Annotated in this window: 22 protein-coding genes; 21 read left to right on the forward strand and 1 reads right to left on the reverse strand. The window is 34.4% G+C overall.

From position 1 onward, the window contains the following. Positions 1–2: 2 nt before the first annotated feature. The 8 genes from xerD to sigF all read left to right on the forward strand — a co-directional run bounded on the left by xerD (position 3) and on the right by sigF (position 7,330). Positions 3–890, forward strand: a complete 888-nt coding sequence (gene xerD / locus QQS35_RS09760; protein WP_285931873.1) for a site-specific tyrosine recombinase XerD — start codon at positions 3–5, stop codon at positions 888–890. Positions 891–997: 107 nt separating this feature from the next. Continuing rightward, positions 998–2,173, forward strand: coding sequence for a phosphopentomutase (gene deoB / locus QQS35_RS09765; RefSeq protein WP_285931874.1), 1,176 nt, complete (start codon positions 998–1,000; stop codon positions 2,171–2,173). An 11-nt stretch (positions 2,174–2,184) separates the two neighbouring features. Continuing rightward, complete coding sequence (locus QQS35_RS09770; RefSeq protein WP_285931875.1) at positions 2,185–3,006, forward strand: purine-nucleoside phosphorylase; 822 nt, start codon at positions 2,185–2,187, stop codon at positions 3,004–3,006. A 49-nt stretch (positions 3,007–3,055) separates the two neighbouring features. Continuing rightward, a complete protein-coding gene (locus QQS35_RS09775) occupies positions 3,056–4,357 on the forward strand; it encodes a pyrimidine-nucleoside phosphorylase (RefSeq protein WP_285931876.1) in 1,302 nt (433 codons plus the stop codon). 109 nt (positions 4,358–4,466) lie between these two features. Then, positions 4,467–5,666 carry a D-alanyl-D-alanine carboxypeptidase family protein gene (locus QQS35_RS09780; RefSeq protein WP_285931877.1) on the forward strand — a complete coding sequence of 400 codons (1,200 nt, stop codon included), beginning with the start codon at positions 4,467–4,469 and terminating at the stop codon, positions 5,664–5,666. Positions 5,667–5,773: 107 nt separating this feature from the next. Continuing rightward, entirely contained in the window at positions 5,774–6,127 is a 354-nt protein-coding gene (gene spoIIAA, locus QQS35_RS09785; protein ID WP_285931878.1) for an anti-sigma F factor antagonist, read from the forward strand. Beyond that, complete coding sequence (gene spoIIAB, locus QQS35_RS09790) at positions 6,124–6,564, forward strand: anti-sigma F factor (RefSeq protein WP_285931879.1); 441 nt, start codon at positions 6,124–6,126, stop codon at positions 6,562–6,564. Before spoIIAA ends, spoIIAB begins: the two co-directional genes overlap by 4 nt. A gap of 10 nt (positions 6,565–6,574) precedes the next feature. Beyond that, positions 6,575–7,330 carry an RNA polymerase sporulation sigma factor SigF gene (sigF, locus tag QQS35_RS09795; protein ID WP_285931880.1) on the forward strand — a complete coding sequence of 252 codons (756 nt, stop codon included), beginning with the start codon at positions 6,575–6,577 and terminating at the stop codon, positions 7,328–7,330. Between the two features lie 190 nt (positions 7,331–7,520). On the opposite strand, the gene QQS35_RS09800 is transcribed toward sigF, so the two are convergent. Next, entirely contained in the window at positions 7,521–7,802 is a 282-nt protein-coding gene (locus QQS35_RS09800) for a hypothetical protein (protein WP_285931881.1), read from the reverse strand. A 281-nt stretch (positions 7,803–8,083) separates the two neighbouring features. On the opposite strand from QQS35_RS09800, the gene QQS35_RS09805 reads away from it, so the two are divergent. The 13 genes from QQS35_RS09805 to QQS35_RS09865 all read left to right on the forward strand — a co-directional run bounded on the left by QQS35_RS09805 (position 8,084) and on the right by QQS35_RS09865 (position 20,020). Then, complete coding sequence (locus tag QQS35_RS09805) at positions 8,084–8,719, forward strand: stage V sporulation protein AA (RefSeq protein ID WP_285931882.1); 636 nt, start codon at positions 8,084–8,086, stop codon at positions 8,717–8,719. Then, a complete protein-coding gene (locus QQS35_RS09810; protein ID WP_285931883.1) occupies positions 8,697–9,116 on the forward strand; it encodes a stage V sporulation protein AB in 420 nt (139 codons plus the stop codon). The genes QQS35_RS09805 and QQS35_RS09810 overlap by 23 nt, the downstream gene beginning before the upstream one ends. 136 nt (positions 9,117–9,252) lie before the next feature. Continuing rightward, positions 9,253–9,819: a stage V sporulation protein AE gene (locus QQS35_RS09815; RefSeq protein ID WP_285931884.1), complete on the forward strand. Its 567-nt coding sequence runs from the start codon at positions 9,253–9,255 to the stop codon at positions 9,817–9,819. After that, positions 9,816–11,285 carry a spore germination protein gene (locus QQS35_RS09820; RefSeq protein ID WP_285931885.1) on the forward strand — a complete coding sequence of 490 codons (1,470 nt, stop codon included), beginning with the start codon at positions 9,816–9,818 and terminating at the stop codon, positions 11,283–11,285. Before QQS35_RS09815 ends, QQS35_RS09820 begins: the two co-directional genes overlap by 4 nt. 165 nt (positions 11,286–11,450) lie before the next feature. After that, positions 11,451–12,746 (forward strand): diaminopimelate decarboxylase, encoded by a 1,296-nt coding sequence (lysA, locus tag QQS35_RS09825; RefSeq protein WP_285931886.1) that lies wholly within the window; start codon positions 11,451–11,453, stop codon positions 12,744–12,746. A gap of 154 nt (positions 12,747–12,900) precedes the next feature. Further along, on the forward strand, positions 12,901–13,335 hold the full coding sequence (locus tag QQS35_RS09830; RefSeq protein WP_285931887.1) for a peptidylprolyl isomerase: 435 nt from the start codon (positions 12,901–12,903) through the stop codon (positions 13,333–13,335). 523 nt (positions 13,336–13,858) lie between these two features. Then, positions 13,859–14,206 (forward strand): GNAT family N-acetyltransferase, encoded by a 348-nt coding sequence (locus QQS35_RS09835; protein WP_285931888.1) that lies wholly within the window; start codon positions 13,859–13,861, stop codon positions 14,204–14,206. A gap of 416 nt (positions 14,207–14,622) precedes the next feature. Then, complete coding sequence (locus QQS35_RS09840) at positions 14,623–15,369, forward strand: segregation/condensation protein A (RefSeq protein ID WP_285931889.1); 747 nt, start codon at positions 14,623–14,625, stop codon at positions 15,367–15,369. After that, positions 15,360–15,947 (forward strand): SMC-Scp complex subunit ScpB, encoded by a 588-nt coding sequence (scpB, locus tag QQS35_RS09845; protein ID WP_285931890.1) that lies wholly within the window; start codon positions 15,360–15,362, stop codon positions 15,945–15,947. Before QQS35_RS09840 ends, scpB begins: the two co-directional genes overlap by 10 nt. 332 nt (positions 15,948–16,279) lie before the next feature. Further along, a complete protein-coding gene (locus QQS35_RS09850) occupies positions 16,280–17,170 on the forward strand; it encodes a superoxide dismutase (RefSeq protein ID WP_285931891.1) in 891 nt (296 codons plus the stop codon). A gap of 620 nt (positions 17,171–17,790) precedes the next feature. Then, positions 17,791–18,903 carry a D-alanyl-D-alanine carboxypeptidase family protein gene (locus QQS35_RS09855; RefSeq protein WP_285931892.1) on the forward strand — a complete coding sequence of 371 codons (1,113 nt, stop codon included), beginning with the start codon at positions 17,791–17,793 and terminating at the stop codon, positions 18,901–18,903. Next, positions 18,903–19,490, forward strand: a complete 588-nt coding sequence (locus tag QQS35_RS09860) for a nucleoside recognition domain-containing protein (protein ID WP_285931893.1) — start codon at positions 18,903–18,905, stop codon at positions 19,488–19,490. The genes QQS35_RS09855 and QQS35_RS09860 overlap by 1 nt, the downstream gene beginning before the upstream one ends. After that, on the forward strand, positions 19,487–20,020 hold the full coding sequence (locus tag QQS35_RS09865; RefSeq protein ID WP_285931894.1) for a spore maturation protein: 534 nt from the start codon (positions 19,487–19,489) through the stop codon (positions 20,018–20,020). Before QQS35_RS09860 ends, QQS35_RS09865 begins: the two co-directional genes overlap by 4 nt. Positions 20,021–20,118: the final 98 nt, after the last annotated feature.

The following is a 20,118-nucleotide window of genomic DNA, read 5'->3' on the forward strand; positions in this document are numbered from 1 at the left end:
TTATGCAAGATACATTAAAGGATTTCTTCCATTATTTAAAGGTAGATAGAGAGTTATCTGATAATACACTGCAATCATATAAGCGGGATCTTAATAATTATGTGAAATTCCTTCAAGATAAACTCCAAATTAAAGATTGGTCCTTGGTTTTAAGAACACATGTGATGCAATATTTATATCATCTAAATAATGAGGGGAAATCCTCCGCAACTATTGCTAGATCGTTATCCTCTTTAAGACTGTTTCATCAATATCTTGTGCGAGAATATGGGATCAAAAATGATGCTAGTTTACATATTGAATCTCCAAAAATGGAAAGAAAACTACCACAAGTATTATCCTCACAAGAAGTGGAGATATTGTTCACGATAGAAGAAGTCGACCCGCTTAGCATTCGTAACAAAGCTATGCTCGAAATTCTTTACGCAACCGGATTAAGAGTCTCAGAGTTAATAAGTTTGAAGCTTGAAGATTTGCACTTAACAATGGGTTTTATCCGTTGTTTAGGAAGTGGTTCAAAAGAAAGAATTGTACCTTTAGGTGATATTGCAAAAGAATCTGTAGAATCTTATTTAACAAATAGTAGGGATATTCTACTTAAAGGCAAAATAAATAGTGCACTATTTATTAATCATCAAGGTAATCCTCTAACAAGGCAAGGATTTTGGAGAATATTGAAAGGTGTCTCACGTAATGCTGGAATAAAAAAAGAAGTTACGCCTCATACGCTAAGACATTCGTTTGCAACGCATTTACTTGAAAACGGAGCAGACATAAGAGCAGTTCAAGAAATGTTAGGTCATGCTGATATTTCAACTACACAAATTTATGCACATGTTTCCAAAGCTAGATTAAAAGATATTTATAAATCGTATCATCCTCGAGCGTAAGTAAGCCTATTTTTTTCGTTTAAGTTGTTAGACATCTTACAACAGAAAAAATGTGGCATAAAAGATAGTAAAGTAGGGAAAGTAAATGGTATAGGAGGGAATAGTTTATGAAGAACTTTAAGAGAGTATTTTTAGTTGTTTTAGATTCAGTTGGAATAGGGGAAGCTCCAGATGCAGCAGAATTTAATGATAAAGGTGCAGATACACTTGGACATATTGCGGAACATATGAATGGATTACATATGCCCTCATTAGGTGAATTAGGATTGAGTAATATTAAGGATATTAAAGGGATAGATAAGGCGACACCGCCTAAGGCTCATTATACGAAAATGGAAGAAGCTTCAAATGGAAAAGATACGATGACAGGACATTGGGAAATAATGGGTTTGCATATTGAAAAACCATTTCGAACATTTTCTGAGTTTCCTCCTGAACTTATCAATCAATTAGAAGAAAAAAGTGGTAGAAAAGTTATTGGTAATAAACCCGCATCAGGTACAGAAATCATAAAAGAACTTGGGCAAGCGCACATGGAAACGGGGGATTTAATTGTTTATACTTCTGCAGATTCAGTCTTGCAAATAGCTGCTCATGAAGACATTATTCCTATTGAAGAACAATACCGAATATGTGAAATTGCTCGTGAACTGACTTTGGATGAAAAATATATGATAGGCAGGGTAATTGCTAGACCATTTGTTGGTAAGCCAGGAGCATTTGAACGAACTTCCAACCGTCACGATTATGCGTTAAAACCATTTGGTCGAACTGTGATGAATGAATTGAAAGATAATGATTATGATGTTGTTGCTTTAGGGAAAATAGCTGATATCTATGACGGTGAAGGTGTTACAGAATCAATTCGTACAAAGGATAATGAAGATGGAATGGAAAAATTTATTCAGTCCATCGATAAGAACTTCCACGGTTTGAATTTCTTAAATTTAGTTGATTTCGATGCTAAATATGGTCATAGAAGAGACCCGCAGGGATATGGTGAGGCACTAGAGTCTTTTGATCACCGGTTACCTGAAGTATTAAATAAATTAAAACAAGATGACTTATTAATAATAACTGCAGATCATGGTAATGATCCCGTCCATCATGGTACAGATCATACCCGAGAATACGTGCCGCTACTGGTTTATCATAAATCAATTTCAGAAGGTGTTGAACTACCAATTCGTAAAACATTTGCGGATATTGGTGCAACAATAGCTGATAATTTTCAGGTGAGATTGCCTGAATATGGTACAAGCTTTTTAAAAGACATTAAATAGGGGGAAAAAATATGAATATAATTGAAGTCAATGAAGCTGCGTCCTTTATTAATAATAAGTTGACGATTAAACCAACAATTGGTTTAATTCTAGGTTCCGGTTTAGGTGTGTTGGCTGAAGAAATTCAGAATCCTATTACCATTTCTTATAATGACATACCTCATTTTCCTGTATCAACTGTGGAAGGGCATAAAGGTCAATTGGTTATAGGTCAACTAGAAGGTAAACAAGTGATTGCGATGCAAGGTCGCTTTCATTTCTATGAAGGTTATTCGATGGAACAAGTTACTTTCCCTGTAAGAGTTATGAAACAAATAGGTATTGAGAACCTATTTGTTACAAATGCAGCGGGTGGCATAAATGAAAAGTTTCAACCCGGAGATTTAATGATGATTACGGATCATATTAATAACATGGGCACCAATCCGCTTATCGGTAAAAATGATGAAGAAATAGGTGCACGTTTTCCTGATATGTCAGAGGCATATAATAAAAACTTAATTGACCATGCTAAACGTTGTGCCAAACAATTAGGGATTTCTGTACAGGAAGGTGTTTATGTAGGGAACACAGGTCCATCTTATGAAACAGGTGCAGAAATTAGAATGCTACGCACTCTCGGTGGGGATGCGGTTGGAATGTCTACTGTACCGGAAGTAATTGTTGCTAACCATTCTGGTTTACGTGTGTTGGGTATTTCTTGTATTTCAAATATGGCGGCGGGTATTTTAGATCAACCATTGTCACACGATGAAGTAATGGAAACCACTGCAAAAGTTAGAGAAGATTTCTTAAAGTTTGTAAAACAAATGATTGAGACATTACCTTCATAAATGTTCAAGCGAAGAAGTAATTAACAATGAAGAAATGAGGTGTGCGTATATGAGAATGGTCGATGTCATTATGAATAAAAGAAATGGCAAGCAATTAACGGAAGAAGAAATTCGCTTTTTTATAGAGGGATATACGGAGGAAACCATTCCGGATTATCAAGTATCTGCTTTGCTTATGGCTATCTATTATAAAGGAATGACCGAAAAAGAAACAGCTGTATTAACACAAGCAATGGTTGACTCTGGAGATACAATAGACTTGTCACCAATTGTTGGATCAAAAGTAGATAAACATTCAACAGGAGGCGTAGGGGATAAAACAACGTTTATTGTAGGACCTTTAGTTGCGTCCGTTGGTGTACCTGTTGCAAAAATGTCTGGTAGAGGTCTTGGTCATACAGGTGGAACACTGGATAAGCTAGAGTCCATTGAAGGTTTTAAAATTGAAATGACAGAACAAGAGTTTATCGATAATGTTAACAAGTATAAGTTGGCTGTTGCGGGCCAGACAGGTAATTTAGCTCCTGCAGACAAAAAGCTTTATGCATTAAGAGATGTTACAGCAACAGTGGACTCAATACCTTTAATTGCTGGATCGATTATGAGTAAAAAACTAGCGTCCGGAGCCGATAGCATTGTGTTAGATGTAAAGACTGGTTCTGGTGCTTTCATGAAATCGATAGAGAATTCAGAAGCGTTAGCTAAAGAAATGGTAACAATCGGTAAGAATTTAGGTCGGAATACAGTAGCGATAATAAGTGATATGAACCAGCCATTAGGTTTTGAAATAGGAAATGCAAATGAAGTAAAAGAAGCAGTTGAGGTATTACAAGGGAAGAAAGTAAATGACCTAAGAGAGTTGGCACTTGCGTTAGCTTCTCACATGACAGTTTTAGCAAAAACGTTTGCTTCCTATGATGAAGCATATAAAGTGCTTGAAGAAAATCTCGAAAATAGAAAAGCGTTTGAAGCTTTTCGTTCCTTTGTGGGAGCGCAAGGTGGAGATGTAAGTATGATTGATGACTTAACAAAGTTACCTTCTTCCAAGCATCAAGTCGAAGTTAAAGCTGAAACAGATGGTTATGTTACGGCAATTGATGCAGAGTCTATTGGAATCGCAGCGATGTATCTAGGAGCAGGAAGAGCTACGAAAGATGATAAAATAAATCATGGGGTGGGAATAACACTAAAGAAAAAAATTGGGGATGAAATTAAAGCTGGTGAAGCACTAGCTGTCCTTCTAAGTGATACAACTTCACCAACAGATTCGATAGAAAAAGTGCTGAATGCATATGAAATTTCTTCAAATAGTTTAGGCGAAAAAACACTCATATATAAAGTAATTCAATAGGTGAAAACGATGTTTAGGTAACCCGATTTTAATCGGGTTATTTTTTTTGGTTATAAAATCTTCAATTTATGGAAAAAATATGAACACTAATGATTTTGGAGGTTGAGACATGAGAAAAATTATCTTTCCGCTATTTATGGTATTCACTTTATTTGCAACTGTTGGAATAGTTACTGCTAATGCGGAAGAAAGCGATAGTGGAAACGAAACAACAGAGCAAGAAGATAGTTTGAATTTAGCAAAAAATTCAAAATCAGCTTTATTATTAGAACGTGACACAGGGAAAATATTGTATGAAAAAAATGCACATGAACAATTACCCCCAGCGAGCATGACTAAAATCATGACACTTATTCTAATTATGGAGGCACTAGATGATGGCAAAATAAAGCTAGATGATACAGTCAGAGTCAGTGAATATGCTGCATCAATGGGTGGATCTCAGATCTTCCTAGAAGCAGGAGAAGAAATGGTAGTGAATGATTTGATAAAAGGAGTAGCTGTTGCATCGGGTAATGATGCTAGTGTAGCACTTGCAGAAAGAATTGCAGGAAGCGAAGAAGCTTTTGTATCCATGATGAATGAGAAGGCTAAAGAACTAGGACTAGAAAATACGCGTTTTCAAAATACTACTGGTCTGCCAGCTGATGACCATTTTAGTACCGCTTATGATTTAGGTTTAATGGCAAAAGAGTTACTTGTACATGAAGAGATAACAGATTACACAAGTATTTATGATGATTATTTAAGGAAGGGTACGGAGGATGAGTTTTGGCTTGTAAACACAAATAAATTGGTGAAATTTTATGACGGTGTAGATGGTTTGAAAACAGGATATACATCAGAAGCAAAGTATTGTCTTACTGCTACAGCGAAAAAAGGTGATATGAGAACAATTGCTGTTGTTCTTGGAGCAGATACAACGAAAAAACGTAATAGTGATGTTACACAAATGCTTGATTATGCTTTTTCTCAATACGAGACGAAACAATTGTTTGAGCGAAATCAATCCGTATCAAAGATTAATATGATAAAAGCTGCTACCGATAATGTGGATGTTGTAACTGGCGAATCTGTTTCTGTCATTCATGAAAAAGGTGAAAAATTTGAAGATGTTGAATCAATCGTGAAAATGAATACTGAAATAGAACTTCCTTTATGGAAAGGTGATCAAGTTGGAACATTAGAAGTAAGAAAAAAAGGAGAAATCCTCTCAGAAACACCTTTGATTGTGCAAGAAGATGTAGAAAAAGCTAGTTTATGGCAGTTATTTAAGCGTTCTATGGATGAAATGGTGAAAAAAGATTAAATTTAACTAACTTTTACGAATGAGCACTTCTTTTGTCGACAAGAAGGATTTTAGCCATCAAATAAAGAAAAAGGTTCACTACAGAAATAGGTAAGGAGGAATCAGTAGTGAGTCTTTCCGTTAAATTAACAACGAAAGAAAATGTATTGTTAGTTCGTCTATCAGGTGAGCTAGATCATCATGCAGCTGAAAATTTGAAAAAAGAATGGCAAATAGCCATGAGAGAAAAAAATGCTCAACACGTTATATTGAACCTTGAGCAATTGTCATTTATGGATAGTTCCGGATTGGGAGTCATACTTGGTAGATATAAGGAAGTTAAACAAGCGGGAGGGGAAATGGTGGTTTGTTCTATTTCACCTGCAGTAAAGCGTTTATTTGATATGTCTGGTTTATTTAAAATCATTCGCTTAGAAGAAAGTGAACAGTTCGCCCTTTTAAGCTTGGGGGTGGCTTCATGAGAAATACAATGAATTTAGAATTTGCTAGCCTAAGTGCCAATGAGTCTTTTGCTCGAGTTACAGTAGCAGCATTTGTTTCACAATTAGATCCAACAATGGATGAATTAACGGAAATTAAAACGGTAGTGTCTGAAGCGGTTACGAATTCTATCATTCACGGCTACAATAACGAACCTGAGCAAAAGATATATATATCATGTACATTAGATGATGATGTAGTGGAGTTGGTTATTCGTGATTATGGAGTAGGTATTGAAAATATCGATGAAGCAATTCAGCCTTTGTACACTTCAAAGCCAGAGTTAGAAAGGTCAGGAATGGGTTTTACCATTATGGAAAACTTTATGGACAAAGTAGAAATAAATTCGAATACCCAAGAAGGTACTACAGTGAAGTTAATTAAACATTTCAAGAAGAGTAAAACCTTATGCAATTAAGGGGATGCCTATGGAAATAGAACTAAAGAAAACAAAAAAAGACGAGCAGTTAACTGATGAAGAAGTAAAACGACACATTCAGCTTAGCCAAAAAGGCGATCAAGATTCTCGTGATTTATTGGTTGAAAAGAATGTCCGTTTAGTTTGGTCAGTTGTCCAGAGGTTTATTAATCGGGGGTATGACCCTGATGATTTATTTCAAATCGGGTGTATAGGTTTACTAAAGTCTATTGATAAGTTTGACCTTTCTTATGATGTCCGTTTTTCTACGTATGCTGTGCCAATGATAATTGGAGAAATTCAACGTTTCATTCGTGATGATGGTAGTGTAAAAGTAAGTAGATCTTTAAAAGAAATCGGAAATAAAATCAGAAGAAAAAAAGATGAATTAACTAAGGATATGGGGAGGTCCCCCACAATAAATGAATTGGCTCTTGAACTGGATTTATCACCAGAGGAAATTGTACATGCTCAAGAAGCGTCTAAGCTTCCTCATTCTATTCACGAGACAGTGTATGAAAATGATGGTGACCCTATAACTTTGTTAGATCAAATTGCTGATCAAGATTCAAAATGGTTTGATAAAATTGCATTACAAGAGACCATTAGACAGTTAGAGGAGAGAGAAAGATTAATTGTTTATCTTAGATACTATAAAGATAAAACACAATCAGAAGTTGCTAAAAGGCTAGGAATATCTCAAGTACAAGTATCGAGACTAGAGAAAAAGATATTAGATTTTATAAAAGAACAGATTGGTATGTGAAAGTAGGATTGTCCATTAGGATAGTAGTCCACTTTTGATGTAGATTATGCTCTAATTTAAAGGATAATAAAAAGGGATGTAATCAAAAAACACATAAGAAAACGCAGAGGTGCTATCACCTCTGCGTTTTCAATTTAATATTTTTTTATTAAATCAAAGCACCTTCTATTTGAAAGCAAACAGTTACTTTCTAACAAATTGTATTTTCACCCTTAATGTATTCACCGCTTTGGTCATCAATATGGTCAACACCACTCTCGCAGTTCCCTGTATTTTCCCACTCTACAATATACTTACCTTTTTTGTGAGTTATTGTTACGATTTCAACTTTACCTATTTCTCCAGTGTATTTTTCAATGACAATTGCATTAACTTCTTCTTCTGTTATTTTCGGACTTGTACTCATAATTCCACAACCATTGACGACAAACAGTATAAAGACTAAGAATATAATAAAACCATATTTTTCCACATCCCATCCTCCTTACTATATAGACGTAGTTGATTATAAAATGTTTCACCCTATCCTTGTTCTAAGCGCCTGTAGTTTAATAATTTTTGCATATTTCTGTGGAGGGATTTGATTATAGTGAATTTCCTATCTTTCAGTTCACGTTCTAATACAGGAGTATAACAGCAATAGAGGCTTTTTCTTATTACGAAGATTTCCTATTTAGTTTTTGATAAAATGCATGTTTCCATGCTTTCCTACTCATACTAATAGTGGTGATTTCCGAAGAAGGAGGAAATTAAATGGGGGAAATTATTTATTTGCGATTAAAAAAAGATTTGTTAGTGTCTCCAAACACAAAGATTCAACTAAAAGATATCGCTTATATCTCAGGTGACCGCGCTCTTGTTGAGGATATAGGTCAAACATTTATCTATCAAATATCAGAAGATGATCAGAACGTATCGGTAATAGATGGGTTTCTGGTTGTTGATCAATTAATAAAAAATTTCCCTGATTTAGAAATTCAACAATTAGGCCCCACTCAAACCATTGTAAGAATAAAGGAAAAAATAAAAAAACCTTCCATCCTATTAGTGTGTTTTATATGGCTACTATTATTTATAGGGTCGGCGATGGCGATAATGAATTTTCATTATGATGTAAGCATGCAAGAAGTACAGCAAAAGTTGCATTTTTTGTTAACCGGAAAAGAATCAAACTACCCGTTATGGATGCAAATACCATATTCTTTGGGATTAGGAGTAGGGATGATTTTATTTTTTAATCATCTTTTCAAAAAACGTTTTAATGAAGAACCAAGTCCGCTTGAAGTTGAGATGTTTAAGTACCAACAAGACCTGGATAATTATGTTACAAAACATGAAAATAACTTAACTCATTTAAATAACAAGCATGATAATAAGTCATCTAGTTGAAATTATTATCGGTTTTGCCTCTGGTCTTGTAGTTGGAACTGGTTTTGTAGCATTTTTAACTGTATTGGGGATTATACCGAGATTAGTTCAATTAAGTAAATCTCAACTCTATGTAAAACCGTATGAAGTGGGTGTCATTCTTGGAGCGCTATTTGGTACCTATCTCTCATTTACTGGTGCTGTTATAAATGCATCTATGCTATTTGTAATGATTTGGGGTGTATTTCATGGGATATTTATAGGAATGCTGGCTGCTGCTTTGACAGAAGTATTAAATGTTTTTCCCTTGTTAGCAAAACGAATTGGGCTAGAAAGTCATATTCTTTGGTTTTTAATGGCAATTGTATTTGGAAAAATATTTGGTTCTTTATTTCAGTGGATTGTATTTGTTAGGTAATTTAATCAATTTCATAATACCAATTTTGTTGTCACCTAAAACAATGAGTAGTTGGATAAAACCATTTCCAAACTATCTATGTCGCAGATGACTGAATAAGGTAATTATGTTTTCTTTTCTGAAAGGAAAGATATTTATGGTAGTACAAAAAAAAGTAATTGTAATAACCGATGGTGATGAGTATGCGCGTAAAACGCTGGATTATTTAGCAGGTGAGATTGGTGGGACCAGTTTATCTTACTTATCTGATAATCCAACACATGTATCACCAAGTGAAGTGAAACATGCTATTTATAATACGTCAAAAGATCCGGTTTACGTCTTAATTGACGATGCTGGAATACCTGGTGTTGGAGCAGGTGAGAAAATACTTTTAGAATTAGTAGATGATCCCAAAATAGAAATTATCGGTGTCATTGCAGTTGCTGCACACACGAAAAATACAGAGTGGTCAAGATTTACCTTTGCAATTGATCATTATGGTGAATTGATTCCGTATGGAGTCGATAAGCAGGGTGTTCGATTGCCGGAAATAGGGAGGATTAACGGAGATACCGTTTATTCATTAGACCAGTTAGATCTTCCAATCATAATAGCAATTGGTGATATCGGGAAAATGCAAGGAAAAGATGATATTAAAAAAGGTTCTCCCATAACTAGGAAAGCAATTGAAATTATTTTAGAAAGAGGTGGCTTAACTTGAGAGAAACTAAAGAGAAGAAACCCATCTCAGCAAAAATAAAAGAAACAGAAAGATACTTTGAAGAAAAAGTGGGTGTTGGTACTTCTTTTGACGTAGGATTTAGAGATTTTAAAATCTTAAAAAAAGATATTCATTTATATTATTTAACAGGTTTGAATGAAACCGCAATTATCGTAGAATTAATGAAAAAGCTAGTTGAAATTAATGACCATGAAAGTAATGTAAGAAAAATTCCTGAAATTATTGAAAACAGACTAGTTCACCAGCAAGTAACGAAAGTGAAAACGATGGATGAAGCGGTAGATCAATTGTTATCGGGTCTTATTGTTATCTTTGTCGATGGCGAAGAAGAAGCTTTTGTTGTTGATGTAAGAAGTTACCCTGGTAGAAGTCCTCAAGAACCTGACACGGAAAAGGTTGTTCGTGGCGCAAGAGATGGCTATACAGAAAACATTATTCAAAATACCGCTTTAACTAGGAGAAGAGTAAGAGATGAAAGATTGCGACACGAAATTGTTCAAGTTGGAGAACGATCCAAAACTGATATATGTATATCTTATATACAGGACATTGCAGATGAAGGGTTAGTTAAAAAAATTAAAGATGAAATAAATAAGATTGAGATTGATGGTCTTTCAATGGCTGATAAAACAGTCGAAGAATACCTTGTAAAACAAGGGTTTAATCCTTTTCCGCTTGTAAGATATACGGAAAGACCCGATGTTTCTGCAAATCATTTATTTGAGGGGCACGTATTAATCATGGTTGATACATCACCAAGTATGATTATTACTCCTACAACTTATTTCCATCATGTTCAACATGCGGAGGAATATCGTCAGTCACCAGCTGTTGGTACCTTTATCCGTTGGGTTCGTTTTATTGGTATTTTTGCTTCCATTTTTCTATTGCCATTTTGGCTTTTAATGGTAATGGAACCTTCGCTCTTACCGAAAGAATTACAGTTCATAGGACCAAATGAAGTAGGGAATATTCCAATAGTTGTACAAATTATTATGGCAGATATAGGTATTGAATTTTTAAGGATGGCTGCTATTCATACACCGACACCATTATCAACTGCAATGGGTTTAATAGCTGCTGTTTTAATTGGCCAAATTGCTATTGATGTGGGTATGTTTAGTGCGGAAGTAATTCTTTATGTTGCGGTGAGCGCGATAGGTTCATTTGCTACCCCTAGCTATGAATTAAGTATTGCAAATAAAATCAGTAGGGTAATTTTAATAATAATTACTTCTGTCTTTGGCGTACCTGGCTTAGTTATAGGTTTCACCCTGTATATATTACTTCTATCTTGTATTAGATCCTTAAATACACCATATTTGTGGCCGTTTCTTCCATTTAACGGTAAGGCAATTATGCATATATTGTTTCGTGTATCTGTACCTCTAACGAAAGATCGTCCTAGTATTGTACACCCACGAAACAATTATAAACAACCATAATGTATATGTTGAACAGAAGGTATGAATGTGTTAAATTAATTTTATGTTTATAAAATAAGATTGGGAAGTATAGAATTATAAATCCCTTGTTCCACCATTATCATTCAGAGGAATAATAATGGTGATAAGGGATTTTTGTTTTTAGAATTTACCGGAGGTGTAACGATGTTTCCTTTTAAAATAAATGATAACGGTCATCTAGCAGTTAATGGTTTAGATACCGTTGACTTAGCAAATAAGTATGGTACACCTCTATTTGTGTACGATGTAAACGAGATTAGAAATAATGCTCGTGCATTTGTTGATACATTTGAAAAGTATGGTGTTAAAGCTCAAGTTGCTTATGCCAGTAAGGCTTTTTCTTCTGTGGCGATGCTTCAAGTTGCAAAACAAGAAAAACTTAGCTTAGACGTTGTGTCACAAGGAGAACTGTACACAGCATTGCAAGCTAATTTTCCGGTAGAAAAGATTCATTTGCATGGAAATAACAAAAATTATCAAGAGCTTGAAATGGCAGTTAAAAATGAAATTGGTTGTATTGTCATTGATAATTTCTATGAAATAGAGTTATTGCAAGAAATACTAGAAAACTATAATGCTAAAATGGATGTTTTAATTAGAGTGACACCAGGTATCGAGGCGCATACTCATGATTATATTTTGACAGGTAATGAAGATTCTAAATTTGGATTTGATTTATCAAATGGCCAAGCAGAACAAGCATTTAAGGTGCTAAAAGAAATTGAATCAATTAATGTAAAAGGCCTCCACTGTCATATCGGTTCTCAAATATTTGAAACTGACGGCTTTGTTATGGCGATTGGTAGATTATTTGAAACGATTAAAAGTTGGAAGAGAGACTATGGATACTCACCAGCAGTTTTAAATCTGGGTGGTGGCTTTGGTATTCGCTATACAGATGAAGACGATCCATTACCACTTGATGGTTATGTGGAGGCTCTTGTTAAAGAAATCCAGGAACAAGTAAATGATACTGAAATGGATTATCCAGAAATATGGATTGAACCAGGAAGGGCTATTGTAGGTAACGCAGGATTAACATTATACACAATAGGTTCAAAAAAGGATATCCCTGGTGTGCGCAGATATATATCTGTAGATGGAGGGATGACTGACAATATTAGACCTGCTTTGTATCAAGCAAAATATGATGCAGTGTTAGCAAATAAAGCAGATCAACCATTAACAGAGAAAGTGTCTGTTGCCGGTAAATGTTGTGAATCTGGTGATATGCTAATTTGGGATGCACTCTTACCTTCTGTTGATCACGGTGATTATTTAGCCGTTTTTAGCACAGGAGCATACGGCTATTCGATGTCTAGTCACTACAATCGTTTTCCGAAAGCGGCAGTAGTATTTGTGGAAGATGGTAAAGATAAGTTAGTTATCCAAAGGGAAACATATCAAGACGTTGTAAAAAATGATTTGTCTTATGAGTGATTTAAAGGGAGATAACAACTTAAAAATTGTATCTCTTATTAAATAATGGTAGGATTCGATATGGGGAGTTTATCTTCCCGATCTGATTACGAATGCAAAATTAGGAAACTGTAAACATGAGACCTTTTAACATGTTAATAAAGGAGGAAAAATAATGAAACAAGCAACGATTGAATTTGAAAATGGTGAAAGAATAATTATTGAATTATTTGAAGATGCTGCACCCAATACGGTAGCAAATTTTGAAAAACTTGCAAATAGTGATTTCTATAATGGAGTAGTATTCCATAGAGTAATTCCGGGTTTTGTAGCACAAGGCGGCGACCCAACAGGTACTGGAGCGGGTGGACCAGGTTATACAATTAAATGTGAAACAGAAGGAAATCCACATAAACACGTAGCAGGTTCCCTATCAATGGCACATGCTGGAAAAGATACAGGTGGAAGTCAGTTTTTCCTTGTACATGAGCCTCAACCACATTTGGATGGGGTGCATACTGTTTTTGGACAAGTTACAGAAGGATTGGACACAGTATTACGTATTCAGCAAGGTGACGAAATGAAATCAGTAAAAGTGGAAGAAAAGTGAGTCATTTGACTCGCTTTTTTTCTTGAATTATATTTTTCCCGTGAAAATAACTATTTAATTAGTTAACTCAGTAAATCTCATAACTGATAGGGGATAAAAAGTAAAAATTTACAACTATCATTGGAATTTAAATGACAATTAAATAAAAAAATAGTATATTTTATACTGTAAGGAATGGAAGCAAATCTTACTGTTCGCTAGTAAAAGGATTGAATTTAATAATTTTTTTAAAGGAATGTGCATTGTGAATCAAAACAAAAAGAATTGGATACTTTTTAGCGTTTTACTGACTATTGGTTTTATTTGGGGCTTTATTTATTGGTTTTTGATTGTACTAAACTAGGATATACTAGTGATGTTTGACAAATTATAGAAAATACGTCATAAATAGTGTATAATCCATTCAAGTAATGTAAATGGAAACTCGGTTATAAAAGAAGATTTAGAAATTTTCGTTAAGTAGTCATTAATGCTATTTGTGGTTTCTACTAGTTGTTAAGTATTTTCTTAATGAGGGGTTAATATGTTAATTCGCTATAAAAAAACATTCGAAAAAATTGCTATGGGCTTATTATCTTTTATGCCTGATGAAAAAGAAGTGAAGAAGTTACAGTACACCATTAAAGAATATGAATCAAATCCAGATTGGCATCTTTACTTATGGAAAGAGGAAGACATTTTAGGTGCTGTTGGTATAAGAATAAATGAAGATGATAAAGTAATTATCCAACACATTACGGTAAATCCTTCACATAGAAATGTGGGGATAGGGAAAAAAATGATTCAAGGAATTAAAGAACAGTATAGCCATCAATATGAGATACGTGCTACGGAATTAACAGAAGGATTTTTAAATAAATGTAAATTCTAATTTGAATCCAGCTCTTATATAGAGCTGGTTTTTTTCGGATTGATACTGTTAAGGAAACTATAACAACATAAAATAGATTGTCTTTTTATTAATTCTGTTGAGTTAGTTAAATTTGGAAATAAATTTATTCTTCCTATATAACTTTACCTTTGCTATATTAGAAAACAAAGGCTTTTTTTTGCGTAGGAAATTATAGATTTAGTGTCATATGGGTAACTGACTATTGTTGCATGTCCGTCCAGCTCCAGCGTCTATCCGAGGCTTGTATTTACTTATTTACCTGATCATAAAGGAATACTACATAGAAAGTCACTTTTCGAATCAAGGGTTGTACTTGTCGGCTCGCGTTTTTATTATTTAATTTTATTATCTATTATTTTTATATCTTAAGCTCACTGGAAGGATGTTCAAAAAAGATGTATCAAACATACCAAGTTAAAATAGATGCTTTTGAAGGTCCGCTTGATTTATTATTACATCTCATTAATCAATATGAAATAGATATCTATGATATTCCTGTTTCTCAAATTACTGAGCAATATATGGTTTATATTCATACGATGCAACAACTGGAATTAAATGTAGCCAGTGAGTATCTAGTGATGGCAGCTACCTTATTAGCGATTAAAAGTCAGTTATTATTACCTAACCAAGAACTTGAAACAGAAGATGAGATGTTTGAGGAAGATCCAAGGGAAGATTTAATGAGAAGACTGATAGAGTATCGTAAATATAAAGAGGTAGCGAATGAATTAAAAGAAAAGGAGCTCGATTCAAATAAAATATTCACAAGACCTCCAAAAGCATTTGAAGAGCTTACTACAGACAAGTCTGTAGTAAGGGGTGATATATCAATTTATGATATGATTGCTGCAATGAGTAAGGTGTTTGATCGTAAAAAGTGGAATCGGCCACTTGAAACAAGAATACAAAGGACAGAAATCCCTATTCAGCAAAGGATGGATGAGGTACTTGAACAAATTAAAGGCATGAAACATGGTGTACCTTTTGAACAATTGTTTCCTCATTACTCTCGATCACACATTGTTGTAACTTTCATTGCTATTTTGGAATTGATGAAGTCTAAGAAGATATACTGTACACAGGAACAGCATTTTGATGAATTATTGGTATATAACATGGAGGATGAACTGTGGAATTAAATGAATACAAAGCAATTATAGAAGGATTATTGTTCGTTTCTGGGGACGAAGGAGTCAGTAGAAAACAACTGGCGCGTTTACTTGAAATAGATAAAAACACTGTGGATCATATTATCGATGAGTTAAAATATGATTATGAAAACGCTGATAGAGGAATTACGATGATGCAGTCAAATGAAATCTTACATCTAACTACCAAACCTGAACATACTAGTTACTATCAAAGGCTAATGGAATCCCCCCAATCCTCACGATTATCTCAAGCCGCTTTAGAAACTCTTGCTATTATTGCATATCAACAACCAATTACACGAGCGGAAATTGAAGATATACGGGGGGTCAACAGTGACCGCCCTGTTCAAACGCTTCTTTCTAAATCATTAGTCGAAGAAGCAGGAAGAAAAGAGGGGGTTGGTAGACCGATTATGTTTGGCACTTCAAAAGATTTCTTGATTTATTTTGGATTAAAATCTATTGATGAGCTACCACCTTTGCCTGAAAATATCTCTGAATCTGATGTAGAAAATGAAGCTGATTTATTTTTTGAAAGATTTAAGGATTTAGAAGGGGATAAATGATCAGTAACCGAGAACTTCGGAGAAATTCAAAACATGAAAAATAACTCTAGAGGCTTGGATTTGAATCCGAGCCTCTTTTTAAAAATCTCTTTTAATATTAGATTTCAAACAATTAGTGCAGATTTAGGATTTTCATTGAATCAAATATTGAATAAAGTGATAGGATTAAAAACTTTCCAATAGTAAAATAACAACTCCTGCTAGTTCAAAAATCGAATCCAACAATTGAGTTGTTTGAAGTGTTTTTTGGATAATAATTAAATGTCATTTATATGCATTAGCTCAATCACCCAATTTTAAGTTTTTACATAGGATGTTTTGAGGTGATAACTGTGGAAAATAATAAAAAAATTTACTTACAATCATTATTGGCATGGGCCGATGAAATAGAAAGTAAATTAAATAGGACAGGTGAAGGAGTTTCAAAAGGGGAAATAAATGATTGGTTATCTAATTTAACAAAATGGAAGATGTTAATTAAAAATACATTAGAAGAAAATGAACATGTATCAGATGAATTTATTTATAACATTCAAACCAAAAGTCAGGCTCTCATAGACTCGTTAAAAAGTATTATTGAAAAAGATAGAAATGAATTAACTAGTCTGCAACCAGGTGAACATCAACTTCCCCCCCTTCCCTATGCCTATGATGCTTTGGAACCTTATATTTCACAAGATATTATGAAGTTGCATCATAAGAAACATCATCAATCTTATGTTGATGGTCTAAATAATGCAGAAAAAGAGTTATATATAAAAAAACCAGATTCCAAACTTATTAAGCATTGGTTGAGAGAACAGGCATTTAATGGTTCTGGACATTATCTCCATACTATATTTTGGAACAACATGTCTCCTAAAGGTGGAGGTACTCCTGGAAATGTTTTGTTAAGTCAAATGAAGAAAGATTTTGGGTCGTTGAAAAACTTTCAACAATTATTTTCCAAAGCTGCCGCTTCCGTAGAGGGTGTTGGCTGGGCTATACTTTTATGGCAGCCTAGGGCTGGTAGATTAGGTATTCAAACTGTAGAGAAACATCAAATGTTTAGCTTGTGGGATAGTGTTCCTCTATTAGTTTTAGATGTATGGGAACATGCGTATTATTTACAATACGAGAATGATCGAGCATCTTATATCAATAATTGGTGGAATGTTGTTAATTGGTCTCACGTAGAGGAAAGGTTTGATAATGCTAAACAATTAATTTGGCCATTATATTAAAAAGCTCTTTTCGCAAATATTGTTGTATTTCAATATGCACACTTGATATAAAGTCTGCAATAACTTTATCGTAACCTCTTTGATTCTATATAAGCATGAGTGGTTAGTCTCTAGCACTACGGAAAAATACTCCCTTTCCATGGGGAACGCTTCAGCCTCCTCGCGAGCAAAGAACGCTCCCTGCGGGGCCTTCAGACTGTTCCTTTCCCATAGGAGTGTCGTATTTTACCTCCACTCGGTAAACTTTTCTTTCGAGTGAAAATAGCCCAATATTAATAACTATCTATCTTTAAAAAAGGAAAACTGTTAAAAGTGAAGGCAGAATGCGTAGACTCCTACTGAAGCCGTGCCCGTGGAAAGCGGAGTATTACCACTCAACGCAAAAGAATTTGCAGAAAAGTATAGAATATAGTTAGTGCGGGCTTTATATATTATCTGTCATAAATAATAAAACAGCTATTTAAAAAAAGTCCTTTGTCGCTTATTTAATTAAGAGATAAGGGACTTTTTTTATTTGTAGGAATAATATGTGCAATACATATTATTTTTATTTTACAATCATAAGCCCGTCCTTTTTGCATAAAATTGTACAGACATAGGTAAGGTTGGGAGGAACCAAAGTGAAGCGTCTATTTATTCTTATTAGCTTAGTCAACTTGTTACTTTTTGCATTTCCGATTCATTTATTTGCAAAACCTAGTATATCTGCAAATAATGCTGTTCTTATTGAACAATCAACTGGACGTGTACTTTATGAAAAACAAGCGAATCAAGCACAGTTGATTGCAAGTATTACCAAAATAATGACTGCAATTATAGCGATTGAATCAGGTAAAATGGATGAAACTGTTACTGCTAGTCACCGTGCAGCATATACGGAAGGATCTTCTCTTTATTTAAAAGAAGGAGAAAAAATGAAATTAAGAGATTTAGTTTATGGATTAATGTTAAGATCAGGAAACGATTCTGCAGTAGCGATTGCTGAACACGTGGGTGGAAGTGTTGAGGGGTTTGCTCATTTAATGAATGAAAAAGCCCGTTGGATAGGTATGAGTAATTCTCATTTTGATAATCCACATGGATTAGATTCAGATAAACACTATTCCACAGCGTATGATATGGCACTCCTTACCAAATATGCAATGGAAAATGCTGAGTTCAGAGAAGTAACAGGTTCTACTTCTTATAAATCCGAAACAAGGACGTACGCATGGGGAAACAAAAACAAACTACTTACTAGGTATTATAAATATTCTACGGGTGGTAAAACAGGTTATACGAAAGCAGCAGGGAGAACGCTTGTATCCACAGCTGAAAAAGACGGTATGGAATTAATTGTAGTTACATTAAATGCTTCAGATGATTGGAAAGATCATATGCGTCTGTTCGAATGGGGATTCGATAATTTTAATCTAACAAAAATACAGGAAATAGGTAAAGAGTCTTATCAAATTAAAAATACTGAAAATACAGTCGAAGGTTACCTTAGAAATGAAATAATTGTCCCGTTAACAAATGAAGAGAAAAAAGAACTAGATACTACCACATATGTAGATCAGAATTCATTTGAAAATAGTGAGGTAATAGGAAGGAAAGTGTACAGTTTAGAAGGAAATGAAATTGCGGAGACTAAAATCTATACAGATAAAAAAGAAGAAAAGAAAAATAATGAAGAAAAGGGCTTTTTACAAGAGATAGTCAATATCTTTAATCGCATAGTTGGGGTTTCATAATGGTTAATTATATTTGGGCTGGTATGGCAATCATAGGCATTGTTTATGCGATGTTTAATGGAACGATGGACAAGGTGAATGAAGCATTATTTGAAAGTGCAAATGAAGCTGTAACTTTGTCTATCGGTTTAATTAGTGTACTCGTATTTTGGTTAGGTTTAATGCGAGTTGCCGAACAAGCTGGATTATTAAAGAAACTTACGAATCTTTTTAAACCTCTGGTTACTAGGTTGTTCCCTGAGATTCCAAAAGATGATCCGGCAATGGGTTACATTTTATCAAACTTTACCGCTAATTTATTTGGATTAGGAAATGCAGCGACCCCTATGGGAATTAAAGCTATGGAAGAAATGAAACGGTTAAGTGGTTCAGATAAAGCTAGTCGTTCAATGATAACTTTTTTAGTTATAAATACATCAAGTTTAACTTTGATTCCAACAACAGTGATTGCTATTAGAATGCAATACGATTCCATAGCGCCAACTGAGATTGTTGCAACTACAATCATGGCCACCCTAGTTACATCGACTGCTGCAATTATTGTTGATCGGCTATTCTATTTAAGAAGGGTGCGAAAAACTAAATGAGCATTGTAACAACAATTAGTACTTGGATTATACCTTGTATTATTTTAATGGTTTTACTAATTGCTACGTGGAAGAAGTTACCAACATATGAAATTTTTGTGGAAGGAGGAAAAGAAGGAGTCAAAATGGCTTTTTCCCTTCTTCCATTTTTACTAGGAATGATTGTATCCATTGCAATCCTTCGGGGGTCTGGGGCGATGGATGCCATGATCAATCTTATTTCTCCATTATTAGCTACTCTAGGAATCCCTGCTGAAATTGTACCCTTGTCTGTAATCAGACCGATATCAGGAACTGCCGCTTTAGGAATGACTACAGAACTGATTAAAACATTTGGACCAGATTCTTTCATCGGAAGACTAGCATCAACCATGCAAGGTAGTACAGATACGACATTATATATAATAACCGTCTATTTTGGTGCTGTAGGTATTAGAAAGATGGGAGATGCTTTAAAAGTTGGACTCATAGCCGATTTTATTGGTATAATAGCTTCAATCGTTATTGTAACGATTGTTTTTGCAAGTTAAGCGTTAACGACTAGTTAACGCTCTTGTTATGTTTTTCGGTAAATACGGAGTTATAGGGCATTTTTTTGAGAAACGTCTAATAATAGGTATAGATTCCT

The organism is Aquibacillus rhizosphaerae (assembly GCF_030282825.1).
Lineage (GTDB): Bacteria > Bacillota > Bacilli > Bacillales > Amphibacillaceae > Aquibacillus_C > Aquibacillus_C rhizosphaerae.